The 22,670-nt window shown below is 33.3% G+C and carries 15 protein-coding genes, 1 pseudogene and 1 riboswitch; of the genes and pseudogenes, 11 read left to right on the top strand and 5 right to left on the bottom strand.

Features of this window, described 5'->3' with window-relative positions; genetic code table 11:
* Positions 1-77: 77 nt before the first annotated feature.
* Positions 78-1,511, bottom strand: coding sequence for a right-handed parallel beta-helix repeat-containing protein (locus ACSBO6_RS05430; protein WP_498844299.1), 1,434 nt, complete (start codon positions 1,509-1,511; stop codon positions 78-80).
* A 407-nt stretch (positions 1,512-1,918) separates the two neighbouring features.
* On the opposite strand from ACSBO6_RS05430, the gene ACSBO6_RS05435 reads away from it, so the two are divergent.
* Positions 1,919-2,122 carry a hypothetical protein gene (locus ACSBO6_RS05435; RefSeq protein ID WP_498844300.1) on the top strand — a complete coding sequence of 68 codons (204 nt, stop codon included), beginning with the start codon at positions 1,919-1,921 and terminating at the stop codon, positions 2,120-2,122.
* Positions 2,123-2,124: 2 nt separating this feature from the next.
* On the opposite strand, the gene ACSBO6_RS05440 is transcribed toward ACSBO6_RS05435, so the two are convergent.
* Complete coding sequence (locus ACSBO6_RS05440; protein WP_498844301.1) at positions 2,125-2,568, bottom strand: YndM family protein; 444 nt, start codon at positions 2,566-2,568, stop codon at positions 2,125-2,127.
* A gap of 94 nt (positions 2,569-2,662) precedes the next feature.
* Entirely contained in the window at positions 2,663-3,214 is a 552-nt protein-coding gene (locus ACSBO6_RS05445) for a DUF3231 family protein (protein ID WP_498844302.1), read from the bottom strand.
* A gap of 524 nt (positions 3,215-3,738) precedes the next feature.
* A riboswitch (SAM riboswitch) is annotated at positions 3,739-3,845 on the top strand.
* Between the two features lie 75 nt (positions 3,846-3,920).
* On the opposite strand from ACSBO6_RS05445, the pseudogene ACSBO6_RS05450 reads away from it, so the two are divergent.
* The 6 genes and pseudogenes from ACSBO6_RS05450 to ACSBO6_RS05475 all read left to right on the top strand — a co-directional run bounded on the left by ACSBO6_RS05450 (position 3,921) and on the right by ACSBO6_RS05475 (position 9,521).
* A pseudogene (locus ACSBO6_RS05450) lies at positions 3,921-4,954 on the top strand (methionine ABC transporter ATP-binding protein).
* 31 nt (positions 4,955-4,985) lie between these two features.
* Entirely contained in the window at positions 4,986-5,585 is a 600-nt protein-coding gene (locus ACSBO6_RS05455) for a methionine ABC transporter permease (protein ID WP_098844376.1), read from the top strand.
* A 34-nt stretch (positions 5,586-5,619) separates the two neighbouring features.
* Entirely contained in the window at positions 5,620-6,456 is an 837-nt protein-coding gene (locus ACSBO6_RS05460) for a MetQ/NlpA family ABC transporter substrate-binding protein (RefSeq protein WP_098844112.1), read from the top strand.
* A gap of 91 nt (positions 6,457-6,547) precedes the next feature.
* Positions 6,548-7,597, top strand: coding sequence for an LLM class flavin-dependent oxidoreductase (locus tag ACSBO6_RS05465; RefSeq protein ID WP_498844303.1), 1,050 nt, complete (start codon positions 6,548-6,550; stop codon positions 7,595-7,597).
* Between the two features lie 13 nt (positions 7,598-7,610).
* Entirely contained in the window at positions 7,611-8,567 is a 957-nt protein-coding gene (locus tag ACSBO6_RS05470) for an ATP-grasp domain-containing protein (protein ID WP_498844304.1), read from the top strand.
* A 240-nt stretch (positions 8,568-8,807) separates the two neighbouring features.
* On the top strand, positions 8,808-9,521 hold the full coding sequence (locus tag ACSBO6_RS05475) for a hypothetical protein (protein WP_098844104.1): 714 nt from the start codon (positions 8,808-8,810) through the stop codon (positions 9,519-9,521).
* A gap of 443 nt (positions 9,522-9,964) precedes the next feature.
* On the opposite strand, the gene ACSBO6_RS05480 is transcribed toward ACSBO6_RS05475, so the two are convergent.
* On the bottom strand, positions 9,965-14,158 hold the full coding sequence (locus ACSBO6_RS05480) for a S8 family serine peptidase (RefSeq protein WP_098844102.1): 4,194 nt from the start codon (positions 14,156-14,158) through the stop codon (positions 9,965-9,967).
* 396 nt (positions 14,159-14,554) lie between these two features.
* Here ACSBO6_RS05480 and ACSBO6_RS05485 point away from each other — a divergent pair, with 396 nt between their 5' ends.
* Positions 14,555-15,799: a helix-turn-helix domain-containing protein gene (locus ACSBO6_RS05485; RefSeq protein ID WP_498844305.1), complete on the top strand. Its 1,245-nt coding sequence runs from the start codon at positions 14,555-14,557 to the stop codon at positions 15,797-15,799.
* Between the two features lie 260 nt (positions 15,800-16,059).
* Here the strand turns inward: ACSBO6_RS05485 and ACSBO6_RS05490 are convergent, their stop codons facing one another.
* Complete coding sequence (locus ACSBO6_RS05490) at positions 16,060-17,244, bottom strand: Ger(x)C family spore germination protein (protein ID WP_098844098.1); 1,185 nt, start codon at positions 17,242-17,244, stop codon at positions 16,060-16,062.
* A gap of 1,228 nt (positions 17,245-18,472) precedes the next feature.
* Here ACSBO6_RS05490 and ACSBO6_RS05495 point away from each other — a divergent pair.
* The 3 genes from ACSBO6_RS05495 (at position 18,473) to ACSBO6_RS05505 (ending at position 22,667) form a co-directional block, all read left to right on the top strand.
* Complete coding sequence (locus tag ACSBO6_RS05495) at positions 18,473-19,900, top strand: amino acid permease (protein ID WP_498844306.1); 1,428 nt, start codon at positions 18,473-18,475, stop codon at positions 19,898-19,900.
* 75 nt (positions 19,901-19,975) lie between these two features.
* Positions 19,976-21,121, top strand: a complete 1,146-nt coding sequence (locus ACSBO6_RS05500; RefSeq protein WP_098844092.1) for a Glu/Leu/Phe/Val family dehydrogenase — start codon at positions 19,976-19,978, stop codon at positions 21,119-21,121.
* A 361-nt stretch (positions 21,122-21,482) separates the two neighbouring features.
* Complete coding sequence (locus ACSBO6_RS05505; protein WP_098844090.1) at positions 21,483-22,667, top strand: CaiB/BaiF CoA transferase family protein; 1,185 nt, start codon at positions 21,483-21,485, stop codon at positions 22,665-22,667.
* Positions 22,668-22,670 lie beyond the last annotated feature (3 nt).

Genomic DNA, 22,670 nt, shown 5'->3' on the forward strand with positions numbered 1-22,670 from the left:
ACCTTGTACGTTCAACCTTCTCTTTTGATTCTCAATCGAAAGAGAAGGTTGGATGTTATTTTTTTGAAATTTTTTATTTATCTTGTTATCGTAGAATTCCTTGTGAGAATTCCTTTTTTTTGTGTATTAATAATTATGTTATCAGTAATCATACTATTTTTTACACGGAAAGCATATATACCATATCCACCTGCATATTCAATTCTGTTGTTTTTCATCACTAGATTATCAAATGCAGTAAAATTTAACATGTTGTCAATAGAGTATATAAACTTGGAATTTTGTATTCTAACATTTTTTGAATAGATAACTGCTCCTGTTCCATATGTCCCATCACTATGGGTACCGATAGCACGAATAACATTTTCAAATATACAATTATCAATAACTATGTTTCTTGATATAGTCCTGTCATAGCCCCCAAATGTTGGAAAGCTTTTTTTAGTCGCAACTTCAATTTGTATCACTTCATAATTCATATCATTAGTTGAAGAATTATGGTAAACATCTTTGAATGTACAGTTTTTAAAACGAACATTAGCACTAGATGAGATTTGGAAGTAATGACCATTTTGACCGTTTTTAACTGTTAAATTTGTGAAAGAGATATTCTTTCCGTGCCCTAAATCAAATGCACTAATATTTTTATCTACCCCTACTGGAGCATCTTGAGAATTTAGATCGATTGTTCCTCCAGAAAAATGAATATTTCCCTCGCCGTTATAACCATTTGCGTATGATTTGTTTCCCAACTGTCCATTGATAAATACTTTATAACCTGTTCCAAGACGCTTAATGACAGCTTCTGGGTGCATCCTAATGGTCGTGTTTTTGTATAAACGTAAATAACCACTCATAGAATATACACCTTTTGGGAAATACAAGTGAACCGAACCTCTAGTTTTGGCAAGATTTAATAATGCTTGTATGGATTTAGTCTCGTCTGTTCCGTCTCCTTTTAGATTATACGGTGGTAGACTTACGTTAATTTCACGATTTTTTAAATTGGATTTATTAGCAACGTATAGGTCATTGCCATCAAATCTAACAGAATGTATTTGTTTTTGATTATTCAAGTATAAGATAACATTGTTCAACTTTGAAGTTCCTACTCTATACCCTTTTCTATCAGAGTGATCTAATAAGTCATCGTGCTCAACACTTTTAATATCTTCTAAACCTACTTTATTAAGAATACTTAATATAGCTGCAGCTTGTTCTTTTGAAGTTTTTGTTGCAGACATTATTAATGTTACTTCATTTGAATTATTAAATTCAAAGCTGTTTTCATTTTTAGCTGAAGTGTCAACAGAAGAAACGTTACTTCCATTTTTACTTGTGATAAAAGTAATTGATACAACTACACAAACAAAGAAAACTCCCATTCCTACTATCAGCTTTTTTGAGCGTGTTTTCAACCATAGAAGTATTAAAAATGCTGGTGGAATCATAAAAAACATTAGTATAAGAAACCATGTTTTTAGATAAAATGGTTGTTCTTCTTTATACAACTTAAAAAACATCTCCTTATTCAGTATTCGTTAATATTTGTCATGTCTATTTATTGTGGTAACTAAATTAACAATATTTATGTCAATAAAAAAAAGTGAAAAAGTTCCTTTTTGAACATGAAAAAACTCCTTATAAATAGGTTGGGTAGTTCGGTCAAAATGCCTATTTATAAAAGAGTGTGTATAGATAAGAATATCACATATTTTTTATTAAATGAACGGTTATTAATCAATTTGATAATTCGTGTAATTGTTTTTAAAATGTTAATGACTTAGCAAAAGTTTAACTGACAAAGAAATAGTTTATACTTATGTTTTAATAATAATATTTTAATCAATACTTATGTGGTTAAAGTATTCGTCCACTAAATACTAAAGCACTGTCAAAAACTAGATATAAGGGGTAAATGGATGAAAACAATCAAGAAAGTATCAACAATGCTGCCACGATTTTTCATGAAGATGAAGATTTATTAATATGGGGACCTACGAATAAAAAAAGAGAAACCTTAAGTTTCTCTTTAATGCAAATGATATTTAGTAATAAAAAATACTTGTTATATTTGATTAAAATCGAAGAAAAAAAATATATAGAAAAATCGACTATATGAGGCTATTCTTTAATTTTTTCTTCTTTAATATCAGGAGTCAATTCTTCTGATGCCTCTGTTTGATAACGTAAATTCCCAGTTGATACATTCTCTCGATGCTCTGTATTTTTAATAACATGATTATAAACATATTTATGAAAAAAGATTTCAAACAAACCTATTCCAATTGCAGAAATTAAAGCTGGTGTAAACATGCTACCACCATATGTTTTAGATCCCATATACCAAATGATTAAGAATGCTATTCCTACATCGGCTATTGTTGCTACTGTATTATTTGTTTTAGATAAGATCAACATATCACCAACGATATATGCGATTACCCCTAAAACTAACGTTATTAGAAATACATTTCTAAATGCCATATCGTATCCGATACCTAAAATTATATATAGTAATGCAAGACAGGCAATAAATTTAATGACAAATGCTTTTATATGTTTCATAGAAATCCCTCCTGAACTTATTATGAGAAATTTGTTTCACATATATTCTGTTCATATATAAAAAATCCACCTATTTAATAGGTGGACAAATTTCTTAATGTTGTTGTTGTTTTGTTTCAAAATGAAGAGGTGGTGGAACTAACCAACCTTTAGTTTTCATGATTTGTAGTAGTGCCGCTCCATCTTTTGCTTTTTTTGCCCCAAAACTAGCAAACATAGTGCCAATATCTTCACGAATTGATTGGCTCATTAATGCAGCATCGGCCGATACTCCAGCTGCTATTCCAGCAGCAACCATGTAAGCGATTTGAGCATCTTGAAACCTAGCTCCTGCTGGAATTTGTTCTAAATCGGCTTCTGGTCGTTCTGATGGAGTAGGAGGAACTGCAATATCATTATGTAAAAGAACTTCCTCAATTTCTTTTATTGCAGGTTTCATTGAATTTTCAATTACTTGTTTTAAAAATGCTCTTAACTCTTCATCACCAGTATGGTTAATATAAACTTGGTACGTATCTACACCAGCTTTAGTAGCTGATAGATGACTCCATAGACCGTATACTTCTCCGTAATGTAAAGGCTCATTTTGTGGATTGCCACTTAATACTCCCATTATAAATTTACTTCCCTTCTCAAATAAATTCATACTAATCTCCTTATAAAGAGGTAGGTACGAAAATTATTATGGAACCTTTGGATTGTTTTATACTATTTATTTATATGAGCAATGTCTCATATTAAAAAGGATTGCATTACCTTTTATATTTTAACTAGCTAAATGCACAGAACTTAGATTAGCTTTTTTTTAGATATAGATAACATGAATTATAAATCAATTGAAATCGACTAGTGTTTAAAAGATTATCTATTTTTTGATTGAATTTAAAACGAGATATTGGGAAAAGTATGGTTTGTTTGGTGAGAAATTAGTTACTGATTTTCCTATTAAGAGTTCATATTTTCCAAATCATGATTATGGGGAAGAAATTTATCCAATTAAAAAGAATTAGAACGATGTATTAAATATTCAGTAATCAAAAAATTTTAAAATTTTATTTTTTCTAATAAATCCAACAATGAAAGCGTTATCTTAATAAAAACGTTTGAATTCGCATATTGACAATCTGTTTACTAGGATTTATGATTCTTTTAAAGAAATTACATAACTCAAACTTATCGAGAGTGACTGAGGGATCAGGCCCTATGACGTCCGGCAACCTCCTTTTTAAGGAACGGTGCCACTTCCTGCAGAATGAATTCATTCTGAAAGATAAGTCGAAAACAATTGTTTCCGATGCCTCTTTCTGAATGAAAGAGGCTTTTTTTTACCTAAAACTAATAGGAGGTTATTCATGATTCGTGTAGATCATCTAGTAAAAGAGTATAAAACGAAAAAAAATACAATTATAGGCGTACATGATGTCTCTCTTACGATTGAAAAAGGCGAAATATTCGGTATAGTCGGATATAGCGGAGCAGGGAAAAGTTCACTTCTAAGATGTTTAAATTTTTTAGAAAAGCCTACTTCGGGAAATGTATATATTGACGGTGTGAATTTAATTCACTTTCAACTAAAGAGTTAAGGAAAGAGCGTCAGAAAATTGGCATGATTTTTCAACACTTTTATTTAGTTTCTTCTAAAACTGTGTTTGAGAATATAGCATTTGCTTTAAAAGCTGCTAACAAATCCAAGGTGGAAATTGAAAAAAGGGTACTGGAATTACTTGAATTAGTTGGCCTTTCTGATAAAAGGGATGTTTATCCTTCCCAGCTTAGTGGTGGTCAAAAGCAGCGTGTCGGGATTGCTCGAGCACTAGCAAATGAACCGCATGTACTTCTTTGTGATGAAGCAACATCAGCGCTTGACCCAAGCACAACAAAATCGATCCTACAATTACTTAGAAAAATAAACAAAGAACTAGGATTAACGATTGTTCTTATTACACATGAAATGGATGTTGTAAAAGATGTCTGTGACCGAATTGCTGTAATGCAAGATGGCAGAATAATTGAAATTGGCCCAGTATACGATATATTCGCAAAACCAAAAGAGGCTTTAACAAAGGACTTTATTAACACGATTTTACAATTTGAACTACCTGAACATTTGCTAAAAAACAGCAAGGGAACAGTAATCAAAATAACGTTCAAAGGAAATGTAGCGGAAGAATCCGTTGTGTCTGATATGCTTCAACAATTTAAGGTAAAAGGGAATATTCTTCATGGGAAAATTGAGTATATTCAAGAAACTCCACTCGGAATTTTTATAATGGAGATTTCAGGAGAACAAGCAGAAGTATTAAAAGCAATTGCGTATATTCAAGATCGAACAAACAACTTGGAGGTGATTTTAGGTGATCGAATCGCTATTAACGTTACTGCCTGATTTAGATAAAGCATTTTTTGAAACGATATATATGGTGCTGATTGCTCTTGCAGTTGCCATCATTATTGGACTCCCACTTGGCATTCTTTTATTTGTTACAGATAAAGATTTATTTTTAGAAAATAGAGGACTTAAATCTATTTTAGGATTTATTGTGAATATGGTTCGTTCCATCCCATTTATTATTTTGCTAGTCGCACTTTTACCAATTACGAATTTTCTAACAGGAAGTACAATTGGTCCAACGGCTGCTAGTGTATCTTTATCTGTTGCTGGGATTCCGTTTTTTGCTAGAATCGTAGAAACATCTCTAAGAGAAACAAATAAAGGGATCATCGAAGCCGCAGTAGCGGTAGGAGCAACACCTTGGATGATTATAAAAGATGTATTACTATCTGAAGCTCGTCCAAGTATTATTCAAGGGATTACACTTACGACGATTAGTTTAATTGGATATTCTGCTATGGCTGGTATTATCGGCGGTGGGGGGATAGGAGACCTTGCCATTCGCTTTGGTTACTATCGATACGATAATACTGTCATGTTAACAACAATTGTTGTGTTAATTTGTTTAGTTCAGCTAATTCAACTTGCAGGTGATCTAATTGCCCGAAAAGTAGATAAGCGTTAAGTACATACTATTTCTGATTTGGAGGATCATTCAAATGAAAAAATTACTACTTGCTTTAGTCTTTCTATTGTCTATAAACCTTTTTGCAGCATGTGGCAAGACAGATAAAACTTCATCAAAAAATAATACGGATAAGAAGAACATCACAATTGGTGCGACTTCTGGACCATATAGTGACATGGTTTCAAATGCAATTAAGCCTATTCTTGAAAAGAAAGGTTATAAAGTAAAGGTTGTTGAGTTTAGTGATTATATTCAACCAAATATCGCATTAGGAAATGGTAATTTAGATGCTAACCTATTCCAACATAAAATTTATATGGAGAATTTTGCAAAAGAGCATAATTTGAAGTTGTCTGAGTTGATCGTAGTACCAACAGCACCGATGGGTGTTTTTTCGAATAAGTTTAAGTCTGTTGATAAAATTGCTGATGGCGCAACAATAGCAATCCCTAATGATCCTGTAAACCTTGCAAGAGCATTAGGTGTTTTAGAGGATTCGAAATTAATTAAAATTGATCCAAAAGTTGATCCTTTAACAGCATCTGAAAAGGACATAAAGGATAATCCGAAAAAACTTCAATTCAAACCAATTGAAGCAGCACAACTACCAAGAGCAGTACAAAGTGTAGATGTATCACTTGTACCAGGTAACTTTGCACTTGCAGCAAAAATGAAATTATCTGATGCATTGGCACTTGAAAATATGCCAGATCTTTATCGAAATAGAGTTGTTGTTAACACAAAAGACGCGGACTCAACTTTTGCAAAAGACATTAAAGCAGCTGTAGAATCTAGCGATTTTGAAAAAACAATTGATGAGCAATTTAATGGATTCGGAAAACCTAAGTGGATGCTTGAACGAAAATAATTAATAGTCTTTAGTTTAGAGAAAGAGTTTTTAATTATAAATCCAACTTAATCTATTGGAAAACTGTAGTATAATAGAGGAGAGATTAATAGTGAAATATGGATTTTGGTTACCGATTTTTGGGGGCTGGTTACGTAATGTAGAAGATGAAAATATGCCACCTACTTTTGATTATGCAAAGGAAGTCATTCAGTCGGCTGAAAAATGGGGTTTCTCAACTACTTTAATTGCTGAGTTATATTTAAACGATATTAAAGGACCAGAGAGCGATTCCCTTGAAGCGTGGTCAACAGCAGCGGCATTAGCTGCTGTGACGGAAAAAATCGAAATTATGACTGCAATTCGTCCAGGTTTCCATAATCCAGCAGTAGCAGCAAAAATGGCTGCAAACATTGATCATATCAGTAACGGTCGTTTTACACTTAATGTTGTATCAGCCTGGTGGGCAGAGGAAGCTCGACAATATGGCGGTATTTTTACAGAACATGATGAGCGTTATGCTCGTACAGATGAGTTTATTGACGTACTTAAAGGGCTATGGACAGAAGAAACATTCAATTATTCTGGTAAATATTACGATTTAAAAGACACGAAGCTTGCTCCAAAACCTGTTCAAAGACCAAACCCGATTCTGTATGCAGGTGGGGAAAGTGAAAAAGGGAAGCAAACAATTGTTGAAAAATGTGACGCATATGTTATGCACGGGGGAACAGTTGAAGAAATTAAACAGAAAATAGCAGATATGAAGGTACGTCGTGAACAAACTGGCAATGCACCATTAAGTTCTTTCGGTATGGCCGCGTATGTTATTTGTAGAGATACAGGAGAAGAAGCTTTGGCTGAACTAGAGAAAATTACGACTGTGAAAGATTCAAGTGGTTATGCTGGATTTAAAGACTTCACGACAAAATCACAATTAGAACAACAAATCCAATTGCAAGATTACTCTGTTTCTAATCGTGGTCTTAGACCAAATCTAGTAGGAACACCTGAGCAAATTGCAGATCGAATTTTACAATATGAAGAAGCTGGCTTAGACTTATTATTATTACAATTTTCACCTCAACTAGAAGAGATGGAACGCTTTTCTAAGCAGGTTATGCCATTAGTAGAACAAAAACGTAGTTTAATAAAAAGCTAGAAGGGGATATAAAATGAGTAAGGTTTACGTAATACATGAAAACAGTGAGTGGACAATTCATTTAACAAAAAGATTAGAGGAGCTTGGCGTTCCTTATGAGGAATGGCATTTAGACGAAGGTACGGTAGATTTATCAACAGAACCACCAGAAGGGATCTTTTATAGCCGAATGAGTGCTTCCTCACATACACGTGATCATCGTTTTGCAGCTGAATTTACTAATCAAGTATTAGCTTGGCTTGAAGCACATGGTCGTACGGTGTTAAATGGAACGAATGCGCTAAAGTTAGAAGTTAGTAAAGTACTACAATACTTAGAGCTAAATAAGTATGGTGTTAAAACTCCAAAAACGATTGCAGCTGTTGGGAAAGAAAACATTCTTAAAGCAGCTAATAGCTTTGTGGGACAATCGTTTATCACAAAGCATAATCGTGCTGGTAAAGGCTTGGGTGTCCAATTATTCCATAGTGTTGAAGCTTTAAAAGCTTATGTCGAAGGACCGACTTTTGAAGAACCAGTCGATGGTATTACACTTATTCAAGAATACATCAAATCACCTGAAAGCTACATCACTCGTTGCGAGTTTGTTGGTGGAAACTTTGTTTATGCTGTTAAAGTAGATACTTCAGAAGGTTTTGAACTATGTCCAGCGGATGCATGCCAAATTGGTGATTTATTCTGTCCGGTAGGAGAAGAAGTAGAAGAGAAGCCTAAATTCCAAATTGTTGAAGGTTTCGACGACAAAATTATAGAGAAATATAAAGAAGTTTTAGAAAAAAATAGGATACAAGTTGCCGGAATTGAATTTATACGAGATGCTGAAGGTGAAATTTATACTTACGATATCAATACAAACACAAACTATAATTCTGATGCCGAAGCAAAAGCTGGAAAATTTGGCATGCTAGAATTAGCTTTATTCCTAAAGAAGACTCTGGAAGAAAAATACAGTACCACAACAGCGTCTTAGTTTGCAATTGCATTACAAATAGAAGGCTCAAACTTAAGTGAAAACAGGGTTTGGGCCTTTTTATGTTTAGATTTTTTAGTAACTTTTACCGTTTCCAACTTTTTTCTTGGAAATGCTTTTGTAATAGCGATATTCTTAAAGCTATTAAAATAGGAAATCCTTACTAGTTTTTAGTATAATAGCGATATATGTTGCAATATGCCTAAAAATACTTCATATTTGTTAAAAAGGAGGTTCGATATGCGAAGTGATATACAACCGAATGAACGAGCTTTTTCGTCCAAGGAAGTAGCAGAAGAACTGGGGATTGCAACACCTACTGTTCGAAAGTATGGACAAATTTTAGAACGAAATGGATATGAGTTTTTGAAAGATGGGGATCGGCGTATATTTGTTCAATCTGATATAAGAGTGCTTATAGCGTTACGCGATTCAGATAAGCCACTGGAAGAGACTGCAAAAGACCTCGTATTTCAACAAAAAGAAAGATTAGAGGGTTTGGATGAAACACAAATTGCGATATCCGATACCGATACATATGAAAATTTACCACATGACCCAAATCAACTAAAAGAGTTTTTTAAGTTTTTAGTTAGTGAACTCGCAGCTGCACGTGAAATGAATCTTCAATTGAAAAATGATATGACTGAACTTAAAACGGCCGTTTCCAGGCTTCAACAAGATCATCATGATATAAGTGCAAATATTGGTAATTCATCTCAAAAAACTTATATCAAAATTGAAAAATTAGCCGAACAACAAAAAATCCAATACGAGACATTACTCGAACAAGAAAAACAAAAAATTGATTTTTTACAAGAAGAAATACAAAATATGCGAGAAGAACAGAGAAAAGAATGGCGTTCACAAGATGATTTTAATAGACGTTTAGAAGTTGTGATTCAAAAGCCGAAAGAAAAATGGGCATGGCTATTCTCTTTATTTAAAAAATAAAGGATCTATTAAACTCTTTTTATGCAAAGCTTGTAAAAATTACTATAAAGTCGATACTTGCATAAGGCTGTATCGGCTTTTTGTTTTATATCGTTTGCTGATACGAATTGATATTAGTTCAACAGTGGTTTTAATAGTAAAAATTCGTAAACTTAACAAAATAAAGTTCCAAAACGATACAGCAGAAATTCCTTGGAAAGTGACATATAACTGGATAATGGACGGGTAATAGTTCTCTAATAGTCATAACGTATATAGCATCAAAACCAGAATATATATTTAAGAAATTTGTAGATATTTCCCGGGAATTTGTAAAAATTTGATATAAAATAAAATCTAAAAACCTGAGTGTTCGTGCTTTTTCAATATTGATTACAATCTTTTGCATTACAAAAAAGCCCCCAATTAGCATAGGGGGCTTTTGTAAATATAAGAAAGATAGATTATTGTACGCCTAAAGCAATTTTAATGCTTTCTAAAGTAGCAGTTTTATATTGTTTTTGAGGTTCAGGTGCATTTTCTACATATTGATTTTGTTTCAGATAATTCTTTTCTACAAAACTCAGATCAGTAGCATCAACTTTTCCATCAAAGTTAATATCTGCCTCTCGTTTACTAGTGCCCCAATATGTTTGGATGTATAATGCATCTAAAACATCAATTACATTATCTTGATTCACATCACCAGCAACTGCTTGTTTAATAAAGTAGTTACTGATGAGTATCTTTTGTTGACCATAGAGAGTGCCTTTATATTCCAAACCGGACATCACCGGGATTTTGACCATAAAGTGACCAGGTAAAGTGAATTCCCATGTCCATGAATCGCCAGTTAGAGGTAATTTTGAAATTTTAAATCGATTAATATCCTTTACTAAATTCTTCGTAATATCAAATACATTTCCATTTGATTGTGTCAGTTTAATGGATGCACCTGAGTTTGGCCAATCCACATTTTTATATATATTTGTTGTACCTGGATTTAAAAATCCTTCAACATTTATCGGACCTTCTAGTTCAGAGAAGGAAGATAATAATCCCCATGTATAGCCTGCTTTAATTAAATTTGTACTGCCTTCTGATGTGTTAATCGTAACTGTTGGGTCTAGTTTAATAGATGTACTAAAAGTAGTATCCTTCACTTTTAAAGTAAGATCGACAGCAGCCACTTTATCGTCTATTTGAGTCGCTGATGGTAGATCCAATTTTACAGTTGGACTACTTGAATTCGTAAGAGTCACTTTTGCATCTCCGTATTGACTTAACTCCGCATTTGGTTTAGCATCGACAATCTCAAAGTTTTTATCTAGATTAGCGAAAGTCCAACTTGCCGATGATAGTGAAGAAATATTATCTAATTTTAAAGTTGCTTTTACCGTATCCCCCATCGTTACTTCATTGAGTGGGCTGGTGATATAAGCGTTTGGTGTACCTTCTTTGATAAAATAAAATTGTTTTTTTACAGGACTGTTTCCAGCCACATCTTTACCTTTTACTGTAAAACTTTGAACTGGGTATTCTGGATGCATAACAATATCTTCAGTAAACTTTCCATCTTTATCCATGGATATAGGATTGGATTCAGCTGAGCTAATAAATGAATATTGGAAGGCAATATCGGTTAAATCTACATCCATACCCGCATCTTGCATTTCCTTCACCTGTGGATCGGTTACTTGCATTGAAAATGGATAACTTGCTTGGCCAGGTTTGTATTCGTGAAATGGTGATTCTTGATCTAAAGAAGTAGTAACTTCTGGTTGTTCAATATCTACATAATGATCAAGATAGCTTGTAAAAGTTTTACCCGTCAATGAAGTTGAAATCAACTTTATCTTGTAGTAACCTGGTTTTGCGTTTTGAGCAATACTAGAAATCGGATGATCAGGATCACCAGTAAATGGATAATAACTACCAAGTATACTAAGCATTGAAATAATCCATGTATCTGGATTAAGTTTAGAAAGATCAATTGATGTTGCATAACCTAGATCTTGACCTGTTTTTCCATCTTGCCACACGATATCCATTTTTTTCATAGGTGTTTTCATTATAAAAGATAGTGTAGGTGAAACATTACCAGAAGCCATTCCCATCGGTTCTGTTTGCGAAATTCTATACTCTAGAGTAGTAGAGGCTTTATTTAACGCATATCCATAAAAGCCTTCTTCTATTGCTCGTATACTAAATGGGACACGATATTGCTCGTTTTTATCTTTTTGGTTTGTTAGGATAATATAACCAGTATAGATGCCTTCTTTTGCTGTTTTCGGAAAAGTAAGCGATACGTTAACTTTTTTCGTTTCATTTTTCTTTACTTGAATCACTGGATTAATCGCTAATTTTACGCCATTTGTTGTTGGATCAGAGCCACCTTTAATTAATTGGAAATGAACATTTGCACTAAAGGTTTTATTCTCATTCTTAAAGTTTTGCAAAGTGATTGGTTTCTTAATTGAATGATCAGTACCTGTATAAAGCTCACCAAAGCTTAGGCCACCTGTTTGTTCTTCTATACTGATCATTTCTTCCCCATAAGGAATAAGCGTTTCATCTTGAACTTGAACTTTCATACTAGGATGAATTGCTTCGTAAGGGTCAACTCTTCCTGCCCCTTGCTCAAAAGTAAGATAGTCTCCATTTAGTGGTTCAGCTGTATTCATTAATAGAGTTTTGATATCACTTGGTTGTAGGTTTGGATTTGCTTGCAACATTAATGCCGATATACCCGCTACATGTGGTGTTGCCATTGATGTTCCATTCATTCGAGCATAAGCACCTGAGTAATCAGTTGATGTACTTGAGTTAGTAATATAAGCAGGTACAGTGGACAGAATACTCACACCAGGTGCAACTATTTCTGGCTTTACATCAAACGTTTTTAATGCCGGACCACGTGAGCTAAAATCAGCTAGCTTATCTCCCTCAGTTTTAGAAACTGTTACATCCGTAAAGGTAAACTTGTTATTACCTGCAGCTACTTTCGTCTTTAAGACCTGCCCATCTTGTTGCGTTACAGAGAAAGTAGGAATAAAACCACTTGCCTCGCCAAGATATGCTCCAACATGACCTTCTACATTGTTATAAAGTAAAACTGCTTTTGCCCCATATTTTTTTGCAAATTTAATTTTATCAACTAGTGCATAGGAACCGCGTTCAACTAATGCGATTTTGCCTGTTACATCTTTATTTGCGTAGTCAGCATCTCCACCTAATCCAACATCAACCATTTCAAGACTTTTCCCTTTGAATGTTGTTAGATCATCGGAAAAACTTCTTGCCATCGTTTGTAGTTCAATTGAAGATTCAGTTCCGATATTGCCCTTTAAAGTTGTAATTGGCATGGAAACATCACTAGCACCAACAGTAAGTGCTAAAGCCGCTGAACCTGGAGATCCTATTGAATAGAACCCAGGTCCAGAGTTTCCAGCTGCGACCACTGCTGTTACACCACTTAAAACAGCATAGTTAATCGCTGTACTAGTTGGAAAATATGGATCATTAAGAGCAGCACCTAATGAAAGATTCATAACATCCATATCTGCTATTACTGCTTGATCGATTGCAGCAATAATATTTGAGGAAATGCCAGAACCGTATGGACCTAATACACGGTATACATAAAGGTCCGCGTCTGGAGCTATACCTTTTACGGAAATATCACTATTATTTTTTGCCTGTGAAGCGATTGTACCAGATACATGTGTACCATGTTCCGTGTAATAGGCAGAACCGTTTGCATCAAATTCAGCTGATCCTGATTTTTTCCAATCTTCATAGGTTGTTTCCATCGGATCATTGTCATTATTTACGAAGTCATATCCGCCTTTGTAGGCATCTTTTAGGTCAGGATGATTGTAGTCAATACCTGTATCAATAACAGCTACTTTTACTCCATCACCAGTTATGCCTTCTTTATGTAACTTATCCACACCTAAAAATGAAACAGGATCACCAGTCACAGTAGACTCCGTTTTTTCCGGTTTACCGGATTTCCCTTTAGACTTCAAAATAGAAGGGGGCTCGATCGTAAATGTTGTATCCTTGTAAATTGCTTGTACAACATCTGACTGCATGAGTGATTCAACCTGATTTGCCGGTACTGTCATGGAAACTCCATTATAGGAATTTTTGAATGAATGCTTGATTTGATAAGGCGTATCTACTATATTTAAACCTTTTCCAGTAGATGGAGCTGATCGTTGCATACTTTTATTTGCAGGGAGTATTTGTTTGAGATCATTTATAAATGTTGTGTGTTCTTCATCTACTTTGCTTTGTGCTACCTCTCTTGTTAATGATTTTCCCTCCAAAGCAGCATTCAGAACAGCTATTTGTTCTGGTTTTGATTTAAACTGAACGATAACAGAAATCGCTTTGTCTTCTTTCAGCTCTTTTTCATCAAATCCTTGGAGTCCATATTGTTCCTTTGCTTCAGATTTGTGTAAGGCCGCTCGTTGTTCATCCGTTAAGGATGCTAGAATTTTTTCGGCATTGCTTTGTGTAATACTTTTAGTTTTTGCTGATGCATGAATTAAACCAGTGTGCGTCGATGGGAGAATTAGTCCTAATGTTAATACTACAGGGGTTGATTTTTGGATTGTTTGACTAAGCCATCGATGTTTTTCCTTTTTCATAGTTTTCCTCTTTTCATTGTGTAATTAAAAACTTCCAAAAAGTTTGTTTTAAATTTTCGGAAAATTTCTACACTATTTACTTTAATAATCAGATTAATAGTTTGCAAAGGGGGTTATTGTAAGGACTATTAACCTAGTATTCTCCTGTAAAATGCTTTAAAGTTAAGTTTAAATGCTTTGCAGTATTTAAAAAGGTTAGAAAAGTAACAATCTGTTTTGGGGTTTTTGTCTTTATCTCTAGCTATTTTTTATGTTAGAAGGCAAAATGAAACTTGATAAGAATGAAGATATTATTGAAAAAGACAAAATTAGTGATTTAATATAAAAGACAACGATTTAGTATAGGATAAATTAAAGAAAGAAGTTCTTTATCACGTTAAACAATGGGAGGACAGCATGATCCAAGGGAAAATTATAAAATTTTACCGTGAACTTCAAGGTTTAAGACAAGCTGACTTGGGGAATCAAATTTGTTCAAGTACGCACATAAGTAAGATTGAACGTGGTATTACAGAGGTATCTGATGAAACAATTGATTTATTAGCAAATCGACTTCAAATAAATATGCAAGTAGAAATTGAAACCTATTTAAGTTTGAATTCATTATTAAATGAATGGCATGATTCAATTATCTTAAAACTAAATTCTAAAGCAACAAGTATAAAGACAAAGTTAGAAGGAATCTTGCTTTTGAAAATCCAAGATTTTTATCGCTTATTCACTTTAGTTTTAACTAGATATTACTTATTAATTGGGGAACAAACTCTTGCTAAAGCTTTGATAGATGAGATGGATTGTTGGCGTGAACTTTCGCCTTATGATCAGAATATGCTTTACCACATAAAGGGGAAATTTTATCTCGATTATCAAGGTGAATATAAACTTGCGATTTCTTATTTAAAGAAAATAAATGTAACTTACTATAATAATCCTGAATATTATTATGATTTAGCTGTTGCCTACATGTGTATGAATTCCCAAGTACTTGCTTACCATTACGCTAGTAAAGCATTACAATTTTTTAGAAAGGAGAACTGCTTTAATCGAATACTTGAAACTGAAATGTTAATGTTGATTCAAGTTGAACAAGAAGAAACATTTGACATAAAAGATTCTGGTTATCCAAGACTAATTGAAATGGCTGATAACTTAGGTTTAAATGATCAAAAGGCGAAATTACTTCATAATTATGCTTATCTACAATTTCGGAATGGAAACTATGAAAAGGCATTTGATTATTACAGTCAGTCCTTAGATTTACGTGATCGTTCACATCCACATTATCTAGTAACATTAGAAGGTTATTTAAATGCAGCTACGAAGCTAGGCATAAAATCTGAACAAAGCTTAATAAAATTAGCAAAGAAAGGCCAAGCATTAGCGAAAAAAACAAATGATACTATGTATTTTCACTATTTCCAACTACATCTATTTAAGATTCAACATTTAATAGACGAATACTATCATTATCTAGAGACAGTAGCATATCCGTTCTTTAAGGAAATGGGCTATGGTCTTGCAACGGAAAATTATGAAATTAAATTGTTTGATTATTATATAGAAAGAGGAGAGGTTGAACTTGCTAATCGCTTAACACTCTCAATTGTTGAGCGATATCGAAAAAATAGCAAGCTCGTTTAAGTCAAATTGATTCTTTAGGGCCTTGTATGTAATATAGGGCTTTTTATTTTAAGTAAGAAAATTAATTTTAAGAACTGTTTGAACTAAAAAAGGCTGTCTAATTAGACAACCATTAGGAAGACTTATTGAACAAACGCATGATGAACAAAAAGTAATTTATGACTATTTGAATATATTTTCTAACCATGAAAATAATTGTCTTATAAATTTGCGAAACACTGTAAATCTTTATTTTTCCCAATCACTAAAATAGCGGTCTCTTAATCAGTAGGATATGGTTTCGATCTCATTCCGACATTATTAATTTGAACGTCGACAGTCACTGTAACTTTTGCTTTTTTAAATGTTTCATTCCAATTACGTTCATATTTTTTATAAACTTTTGGATTAACCATGTATAATTTTTCACCAAATCCAAATGCATCTCCACCGAGTTTTTTAACTTCAGATATTCCTTTTTCGATTGATTGTTTTATAACATTTTCAGCAGACTTTTCGTATTTATGAAGAGTGATTGCTTTATCAAAATTGTCATTACAAAGTACCTCGTCAATATGACCAATTGATTTAACTTTTATATTTATGATTGGAATATCGTTCTTCATTTTTATTTTGGTTTTTGATTTTACCCGAGAAAGCTCCATCGAATCATAATCTTTTTTATTACATGGTATTTGTATATTCATTTCGTTGATCAGATTATCAATAATTTGGATTGATTTTGCTGGTGGTCCATCTAACCAACCGGCTAATTTTCCGTCTTTAAATATCCCTATGCCATTTATAAGATCGTAACTTGACTTGATTCGTTCCATATTTTCAAGTGTCTGTGATGTTTTCGTTTCATTTTTAAAAATTACACCATTTATGACGGGTTCTCTTCCACTACTAGAAATTGCAGAAATAGCCTCATGCATTAATGTTTCATGGTTCTCACCTAAAAGTGCTGATGTATTTTTAATTTTACCTACAATTGATTTAGCAGATATTTTATCAAGTGGTGCAATATTATTCATTATTTTATCTACGCTGTCATTTCTTGCAATAATGACAGGAATATTTACACGAATTTTAGAATCCCTTTCAAACACATCGAAAATATTTTTCAGTGATTTTTCTTTTGCTAATGTTTCACCTATAATAACAAGGGCAACATGTGAATAAATATTTGATCGAGATCCTTTCTTTGAGATATTTCGTGCAGCTTCCGAAATTGTTCTACCTTTCTCCATTAATGCAATGACTGGAATACCTTGAGAACCTTGCTGTGTTGCAAGTGCACTAGGATTAATAATTTGAATGATTGTTTGATATTTTTTTTCTTTTGGTAAGTAATCAATCCCCATTGCATTCACAATCGAAATTTGGTTTAATTCTTTATAGTTAGAGCAACCACATAAAAGTATACTTACAATAAGAAATGAAATAAAAAATTTCTTTTTCACATTTTATTCTCCAATATCTTGGCTTTTTTGTATTCCTCAAAAGGTTCATGCTTATAATTTTTCCATTTTTTATAATAAAATGTATCATGTTTTAAAGTCCGGAGTAGAAACAAATTCATATATAACATACAAATGAGTGATTCAAAGAGTGAACAAGGATCAAAACCCTCTCTGTAAAACCCCACTTTACTGTCAAAATTTCACTTTGAAATATCCTCTTTTAATCTAAAGTTGCAAGTTTCTAGCATTAATAACCCCCCATTGAAGAGTAATTTCCTAGAGATTCTGATTAGTTCAGAAAGATTTTTCAGAATATTAAGAAAGGGAAGTCTCTCTATATATTTAAGTCTTCTAGGAGGAAAAAGATGGGGAAAAATAGACAAAAACATAAAACTGTAAAAAGTTTAGCAGTTTTCGCTTTAACATCTTTTGTCAATTTAAATAGAAAGACTTTTTAATAATTGGTGCAGCAAAAGACTCATGGAATAATTCATGAGTTTTTTTTATTAATCATAGCAAATAAAGGGTTAATGACTTAATTTACAAAACTCATAAACAAAATCAAGGTTAAAATATCCTAATAAACTCTTGGGAGGTATGACATAGTTTTTGTAGAATTTTATCTATTTATGGCATTGTATAAAAATGGAGACCAAAAGGTAGAGAACTACTATTTTAGAATCAATATTAAGTAAAAGACAGAAATAGATCATTGAGGAAAACCATTACTTGAAAAAAATAATTAGTCTAAAATAAATAAATTGAGTAGATTTTAAAATAAAGTAAGTAGGTAATAGATGAATGGCACGGTTTTTTAATTGATTTTATCATGTTTTTTTGTTGGCATGATTTTTGCTTAATGATTAGTAGGGAGAGATAAGGTTATACTCTCATTTGTTCCTGTAAGAGATGAATCAGAAGAAGGAGGTGTTTTAGAAGAAAAAAATTCATAGGTTCTTACTCACTCGTTTTAAAGGCAACTAGAAATTTGTTTAATAACGTAATTAAGTAGAAGAGAAATATCAAAAAATGGGACAACCCTCTATTCTTCTTTTTATGCGAAATCTATAGCCTTTTTAACTCGGCTTTTCTTTGTTTAGTTTCTGTAGTGTTTTTAGAGTGTATTAGAAAATGTAAAGGCTTACAAAAGTTTGTGCTATTTTAGTAATATGTTTTCTATTATTTCGTTTTATTTTTTCTGAATATTCTAAAATAAAGGTGGGTCAATATGGAATCTAATAATGGAAAAGAGCAGTTACAACGTTCCATGAAAAGTAGGCATTTGTTTATGATTTCACTCGGAGGAGTAATCGGTACGGGTTTATTTTTAGGTTCAGGTCTTACGATCAATCAGGCTGGTCCAGGGGGAGCGATTGCTGCGTATTTATTTGGTGGATTGGTCATGTATCTTGTAATGGTTTGTTTAGGGGAGCTGTCAATTACAATGCCAGTGACGGGTTCATTTAAGACTTATGCTACTAAATATATTGGTCCCGGTACAGGGTTCACAATTGGCTGGATGTATTGGCTTAGTTGGGCAACAACGGTTGGATTAGAATTTACTGCGGCTGGTATATTGATGCAAAGATGGTTTCCTCATGTACCTGTTTGGATCTGGTGTCTTGTGTTTATCGTTCTTTTGTTGGGTTTAAATATTCTTAGTGTAAAAGGTTACGCAGAGGCAGAGTTTTGGTTTGCGGGAATAAAAGTATTTGCAGTAATAGCTTTTATACTGATTGGAGCAGCTACTATTTTTGGGTTTGGTCATAAAGGGAGTTCGGCACCTTTGTTTACTAACTTTACTAAAGATGGTGGACTTTTCCCACATGGGTTTTCAGCTATATTTTCAACTATGATGGCAGTAGTATTTGCATTTCAAGGGGCAGAAGTTGTTGGAATTGCAGCTGGTGAAAGTCAATCGCCAGAAAAGACTCTTCCTAAAGCGATTCGTAGCATTATTTTTCGAGTCCTGATTTTTTACGTGTTAGCAATTTTCGTTTTAGCTGCTTTAATTCCATGGAGGCAAGCAGGAGTAGTAGAAAGTCCATTTGTTGCGGTATTTGATCATGTAGGTATTCCATATGCAGCTGATATTATGAATTTCGTTATTTTAACGGCGTTACTATCTGTAGGTAATTCTGGATTATATGTATGTTCTCGCATGCTATGGTCCCTGTCAAAAAGTGGGATGGCACCTAAAGCTTTAGGTAAAGTAAATTCTCGAGGAGTTCCGTTTAATGCAGTATTGTTTAGTCTTCTTTTTGCACTAGTTTCATTACTTACAAGTGTAATATCTGCACAAACGGTGTTTGTCGTTTTGCTTTCTGTAACTGGACTAGCAGGTACATTTAGTTGGATGGCAATTGCCTTGTCACAATATAACTTTAGAAGACAATTTATTAAAAATGGAGGAAATGTTAAGGAGTTAAAGTACAAAGTTCCACTATTTCCATTAATACCGATTTTATGTTTAGTTTTATGTGGAATTTCCATCATATTTATGGCTTTTGATCCTACACAACGATCTTCTTTAATAGGTGGTTTAAGCTTTATGGGTGTAAGTTATCTTTATTACTTTCTACGGCATGGAAAAAATAAAGGTAAGATTGCAATGAAGAATGAACACGGAGAAGTACCGCCACAGCCAAGTATTTGAACCGTAAATATATTACCTTAGATTCTGACATAAGCAAACTATTACAAATGATAATCTTTAAGGAGGCTAAATAATATGAAAAAACCTTACCTAGTTGTTGAGTGGAATGATAGTGTAACAGATGCAAAGGGATGGTTAGTAGTACATAACTTTGTCAAAGGGTATGCAGGTGGAGGAACACGAATGCACTCTACCGTTACAAGAGAAGAAGTAGAACGATTGGCAGAAGCAATGGCCTACAAGTATATGGCTTCAGAAAGTGTCACAACAGGTGGGTGTAAAGCCGGTATTGCATATGATTATAAAGCTCCGGATGCGTACGAAGTATTAAGAAGATTTTTGATTGCAATGATGCCATATGTAGAAGCGGGAGTATCTTTAGGGAGTGATTTAGGTACGAAGTATGAGGATGTACTAAGAGTATTTGATGAATTTAGTGTAGGAATACCATTAACGAAATCGATGAAAGAAAATGTAAGTGTTCAAAATGGAATAAAAGATTTTAATAATTTACTAGCTACTAAAATAGATTGTTTCCTTTTAAATGATGCAGTAACAGGCTACGGTGTAGCATATTGCGCAGATGAAGCGTGGAAGTTTAAAAATAAAAATAAAGAAGCGAGAGTGGTTATTCAAGGATTTGGTTGTGTAGGAGCAAGTTGTGCGTTGAAATTATCACAGTTAGGCTATAAAATTGTCGGCATTTCGGATGCAAACCTACTGGTTACTTGTGAAGAGGGATTAGATGTTCAAAAATTAATTGATCACAAAAATTTACATGGAGAAATGGACCAGGAGTTTTTTGAACCTAATTATGTGGTAAGAAGTAACTCAAAATGGCTAGATGTAGATTGTGACATCTTGGTTCCTGCGGCTTTGGAGGATGTAATTAATATATCGAATGCTAATAAAGTAAAGGCGAGTTTAATCGTAGAAGCTGCAAACATTCCAATTTCTGCTGAAGGTGACAAAATCATCAAACAAAGAGGGATTGATGTGGTAAATGATTTTGTGGCTAATTTAGGAGCAATTAGATTTTATGATGCCGTTATTTTTGGATTAGTGAAGCCTGATCCTCAGGCAGTAATAGATGATATTGAAAAATTATGTAGAAAGAATACCTTTAGCTTATTTACAGAAGCTAAAAAGCAAAATCGATATCAAAGAGATATTGCTTGTGAATTGTTTGAGCCAACGGTAAGAGATTTGATAGAGTGCTAAAGTATTACTTTGTAAACTAAATGGCTACAAATTAAAAGGGGATCCCATTAAGTTAAATTTTTAACTTTGGGATCATTTTTTTTTGAGTGTTGAAATAGTACAGTTCAGTTTTTATATGTATATGAGTTAAATTTGACCGTTTTGAGTGGATTTTAATTTTATTTTTCTCTATTTAGGACTGTAAATACTATCTATATAGTGTTTTGAAGTTGGCATGGTTTTTGCTTTATGAAAGGTATATAGAAAATGAAGGACAAACTATCCCATAAATTTTCTAGAAACCAAAATACAAAAGTCCCTATTTTAGTTTAGTGGAAACTAGAAATTTAGCGGAGGACAAGCAGATAAAGAGGTGATCAAATTGTCGGGGGCATTACATGGTGTCAAAATAATTGATTTAACTAGAGTACTAGCTGGTCCCTTTTGTACGATGATCCTTGGTGATCTCGGGGCTGAGGTAATCAAAGTTGAAAGTATTAACAGTGGGGATGAAACAAGAGGTTGGGGACCGCCTTTTGTTGAAGGTGAAAGTGCATATTATTTATGTGCGAATCGAAATAAGCAAGGTATAACTTTAAACTTGAAGGATGATAAGGGGAAAGAAGTTTTAAAAAAGCTTATTTCAGGAGCAGATGTTGTTGTCCAAAACTTTAAACCAGGAACATTAGCGAAACTAGGTTTTTCTTATGAAGAAATGAAGGAGATTAAAAAAGACATTATTCTTGCATCAATTAGTGGATTTGGTAGCAAAGGACCTAATTCTTCACTTCCTGGATACGATTATATCATTCAGGCGATGTCCGGTTTAATGAGTATTACTGGAGAGAAGGATGAAAAGCCAACAAAAGTGGGAGTTGCGATTTCCGATGTATTAACGGGGTTATTTACATGTATTGGCATTCTTGCCTCATTACAGCACCGAAATCGTACAGGTGAAGGACAAGAAATTGATATATCACTATTTGACTCTCAATTAGCTGCTTTAGTTAATGTGGCTAGCAATTATTTATGTAGTGGAGTTATTCCTGAACGATTGGGAAATTATCATCCTAATATTGTTCCTTATCAAGTTTTTTCAGCTAGCGATGGCGAGATGGTGATCGCAGTTGGAAATGACAATCAGTTTAATCGATTTGCTTTACTTATTGAAGAACCGACTTTATTAGATGAATCATATAGGACCAATGCTAGTCGATTGCAGTATAGAAATCAAATTGAAGAATTGGTTTCAAATAAATTAAAAACAAAAAGTAAAGATGAATGGAAAGTCCTTTTAGATAAAAATGGCATTCCAAACGGGCCCATTTATAACGTAAGTGAGGCTCTGCAGTCTGAACAAGCTAGATCAAGGGATATGGTGGTCAAAGTAAATCACCCTACTGTAAAAGATCTTAAGTTAGTTGGTTCACCTCTAAAATTATCAAAAACACCAGTTGAAGTTTTAAGACATCCTCCGTTGCATGGTGAGCACACTAATGAAGTTTTGAGTAAACTTGGTTATTCTCAATTAGAAATTGAGGAAATGAAACGAAATAAAACAATTTGAGGA

Source organism: Bacillus sp. AL-1R, assembly GCF_052180195.1.
Taxonomy (GTDB): Bacteria; Bacillota; Bacilli; order Bacillales; family Bacillaceae_G; genus Gottfriedia.

Coding starts and splice junctions, on each gene's coding strand:
- ACSBO6_RS05435 (WP_498844300.1), top strand. CDS start 1,919: ATGGATGAAAACAATCAAGAAAGTATCAACAATGCTGCCACGATTTTT.
- ACSBO6_RS05440 (WP_498844301.1), bottom strand. CDS start 2,568: ATGAAACATATAAAAGCATTTGTCATTAAATTTATTGCCTGTCTTGCA.
- ACSBO6_RS05445 (WP_498844302.1), bottom strand. CDS start 3,214: ATGAATTTATTTGAGAAGGGAAGTAAATTTATAATGGGAGTATTAAGT.
- ACSBO6_RS05455 (WP_098844376.1), top strand. CDS start 4,986: ATGGTGCTGATTGCTCTTGCAGTTGCCATCATTATTGGACTCCCACTT.
- ACSBO6_RS05460 (WP_098844112.1), top strand. CDS start 5,620: ATGAAAAAATTACTACTTGCTTTAGTCTTTCTATTGTCTATAAACCTT.
- ACSBO6_RS05470 (WP_498844304.1), top strand. CDS start 7,611: ATGAGTAAGGTTTACGTAATACATGAAAACAGTGAGTGGACAATTCAT.
- ACSBO6_RS05475 (WP_098844104.1), top strand. CDS start 8,808: ATGCGAAGTGATATACAACCGAATGAACGAGCTTTTTCGTCCAAGGAA.
- ACSBO6_RS05480 (WP_098844102.1), bottom strand. CDS start 14,158: ATGAAAAAGGAAAAACATCGATGGCTTAGTCAAACAATCCAAAAATCA.
- ACSBO6_RS05485 (WP_498844305.1), top strand. CDS start 14,555: ATGATCCAAGGGAAAATTATAAAATTTTACCGTGAACTTCAAGGTTTA.
- ACSBO6_RS05495 (WP_498844306.1), top strand. CDS start 18,473: ATGGAATCTAATAATGGAAAAGAGCAGTTACAACGTTCCATGAAAAGT.
- ACSBO6_RS05500 (WP_098844092.1), top strand. CDS start 19,976: ATGAAAAAACCTTACCTAGTTGTTGAGTGGAATGATAGTGTAACAGAT.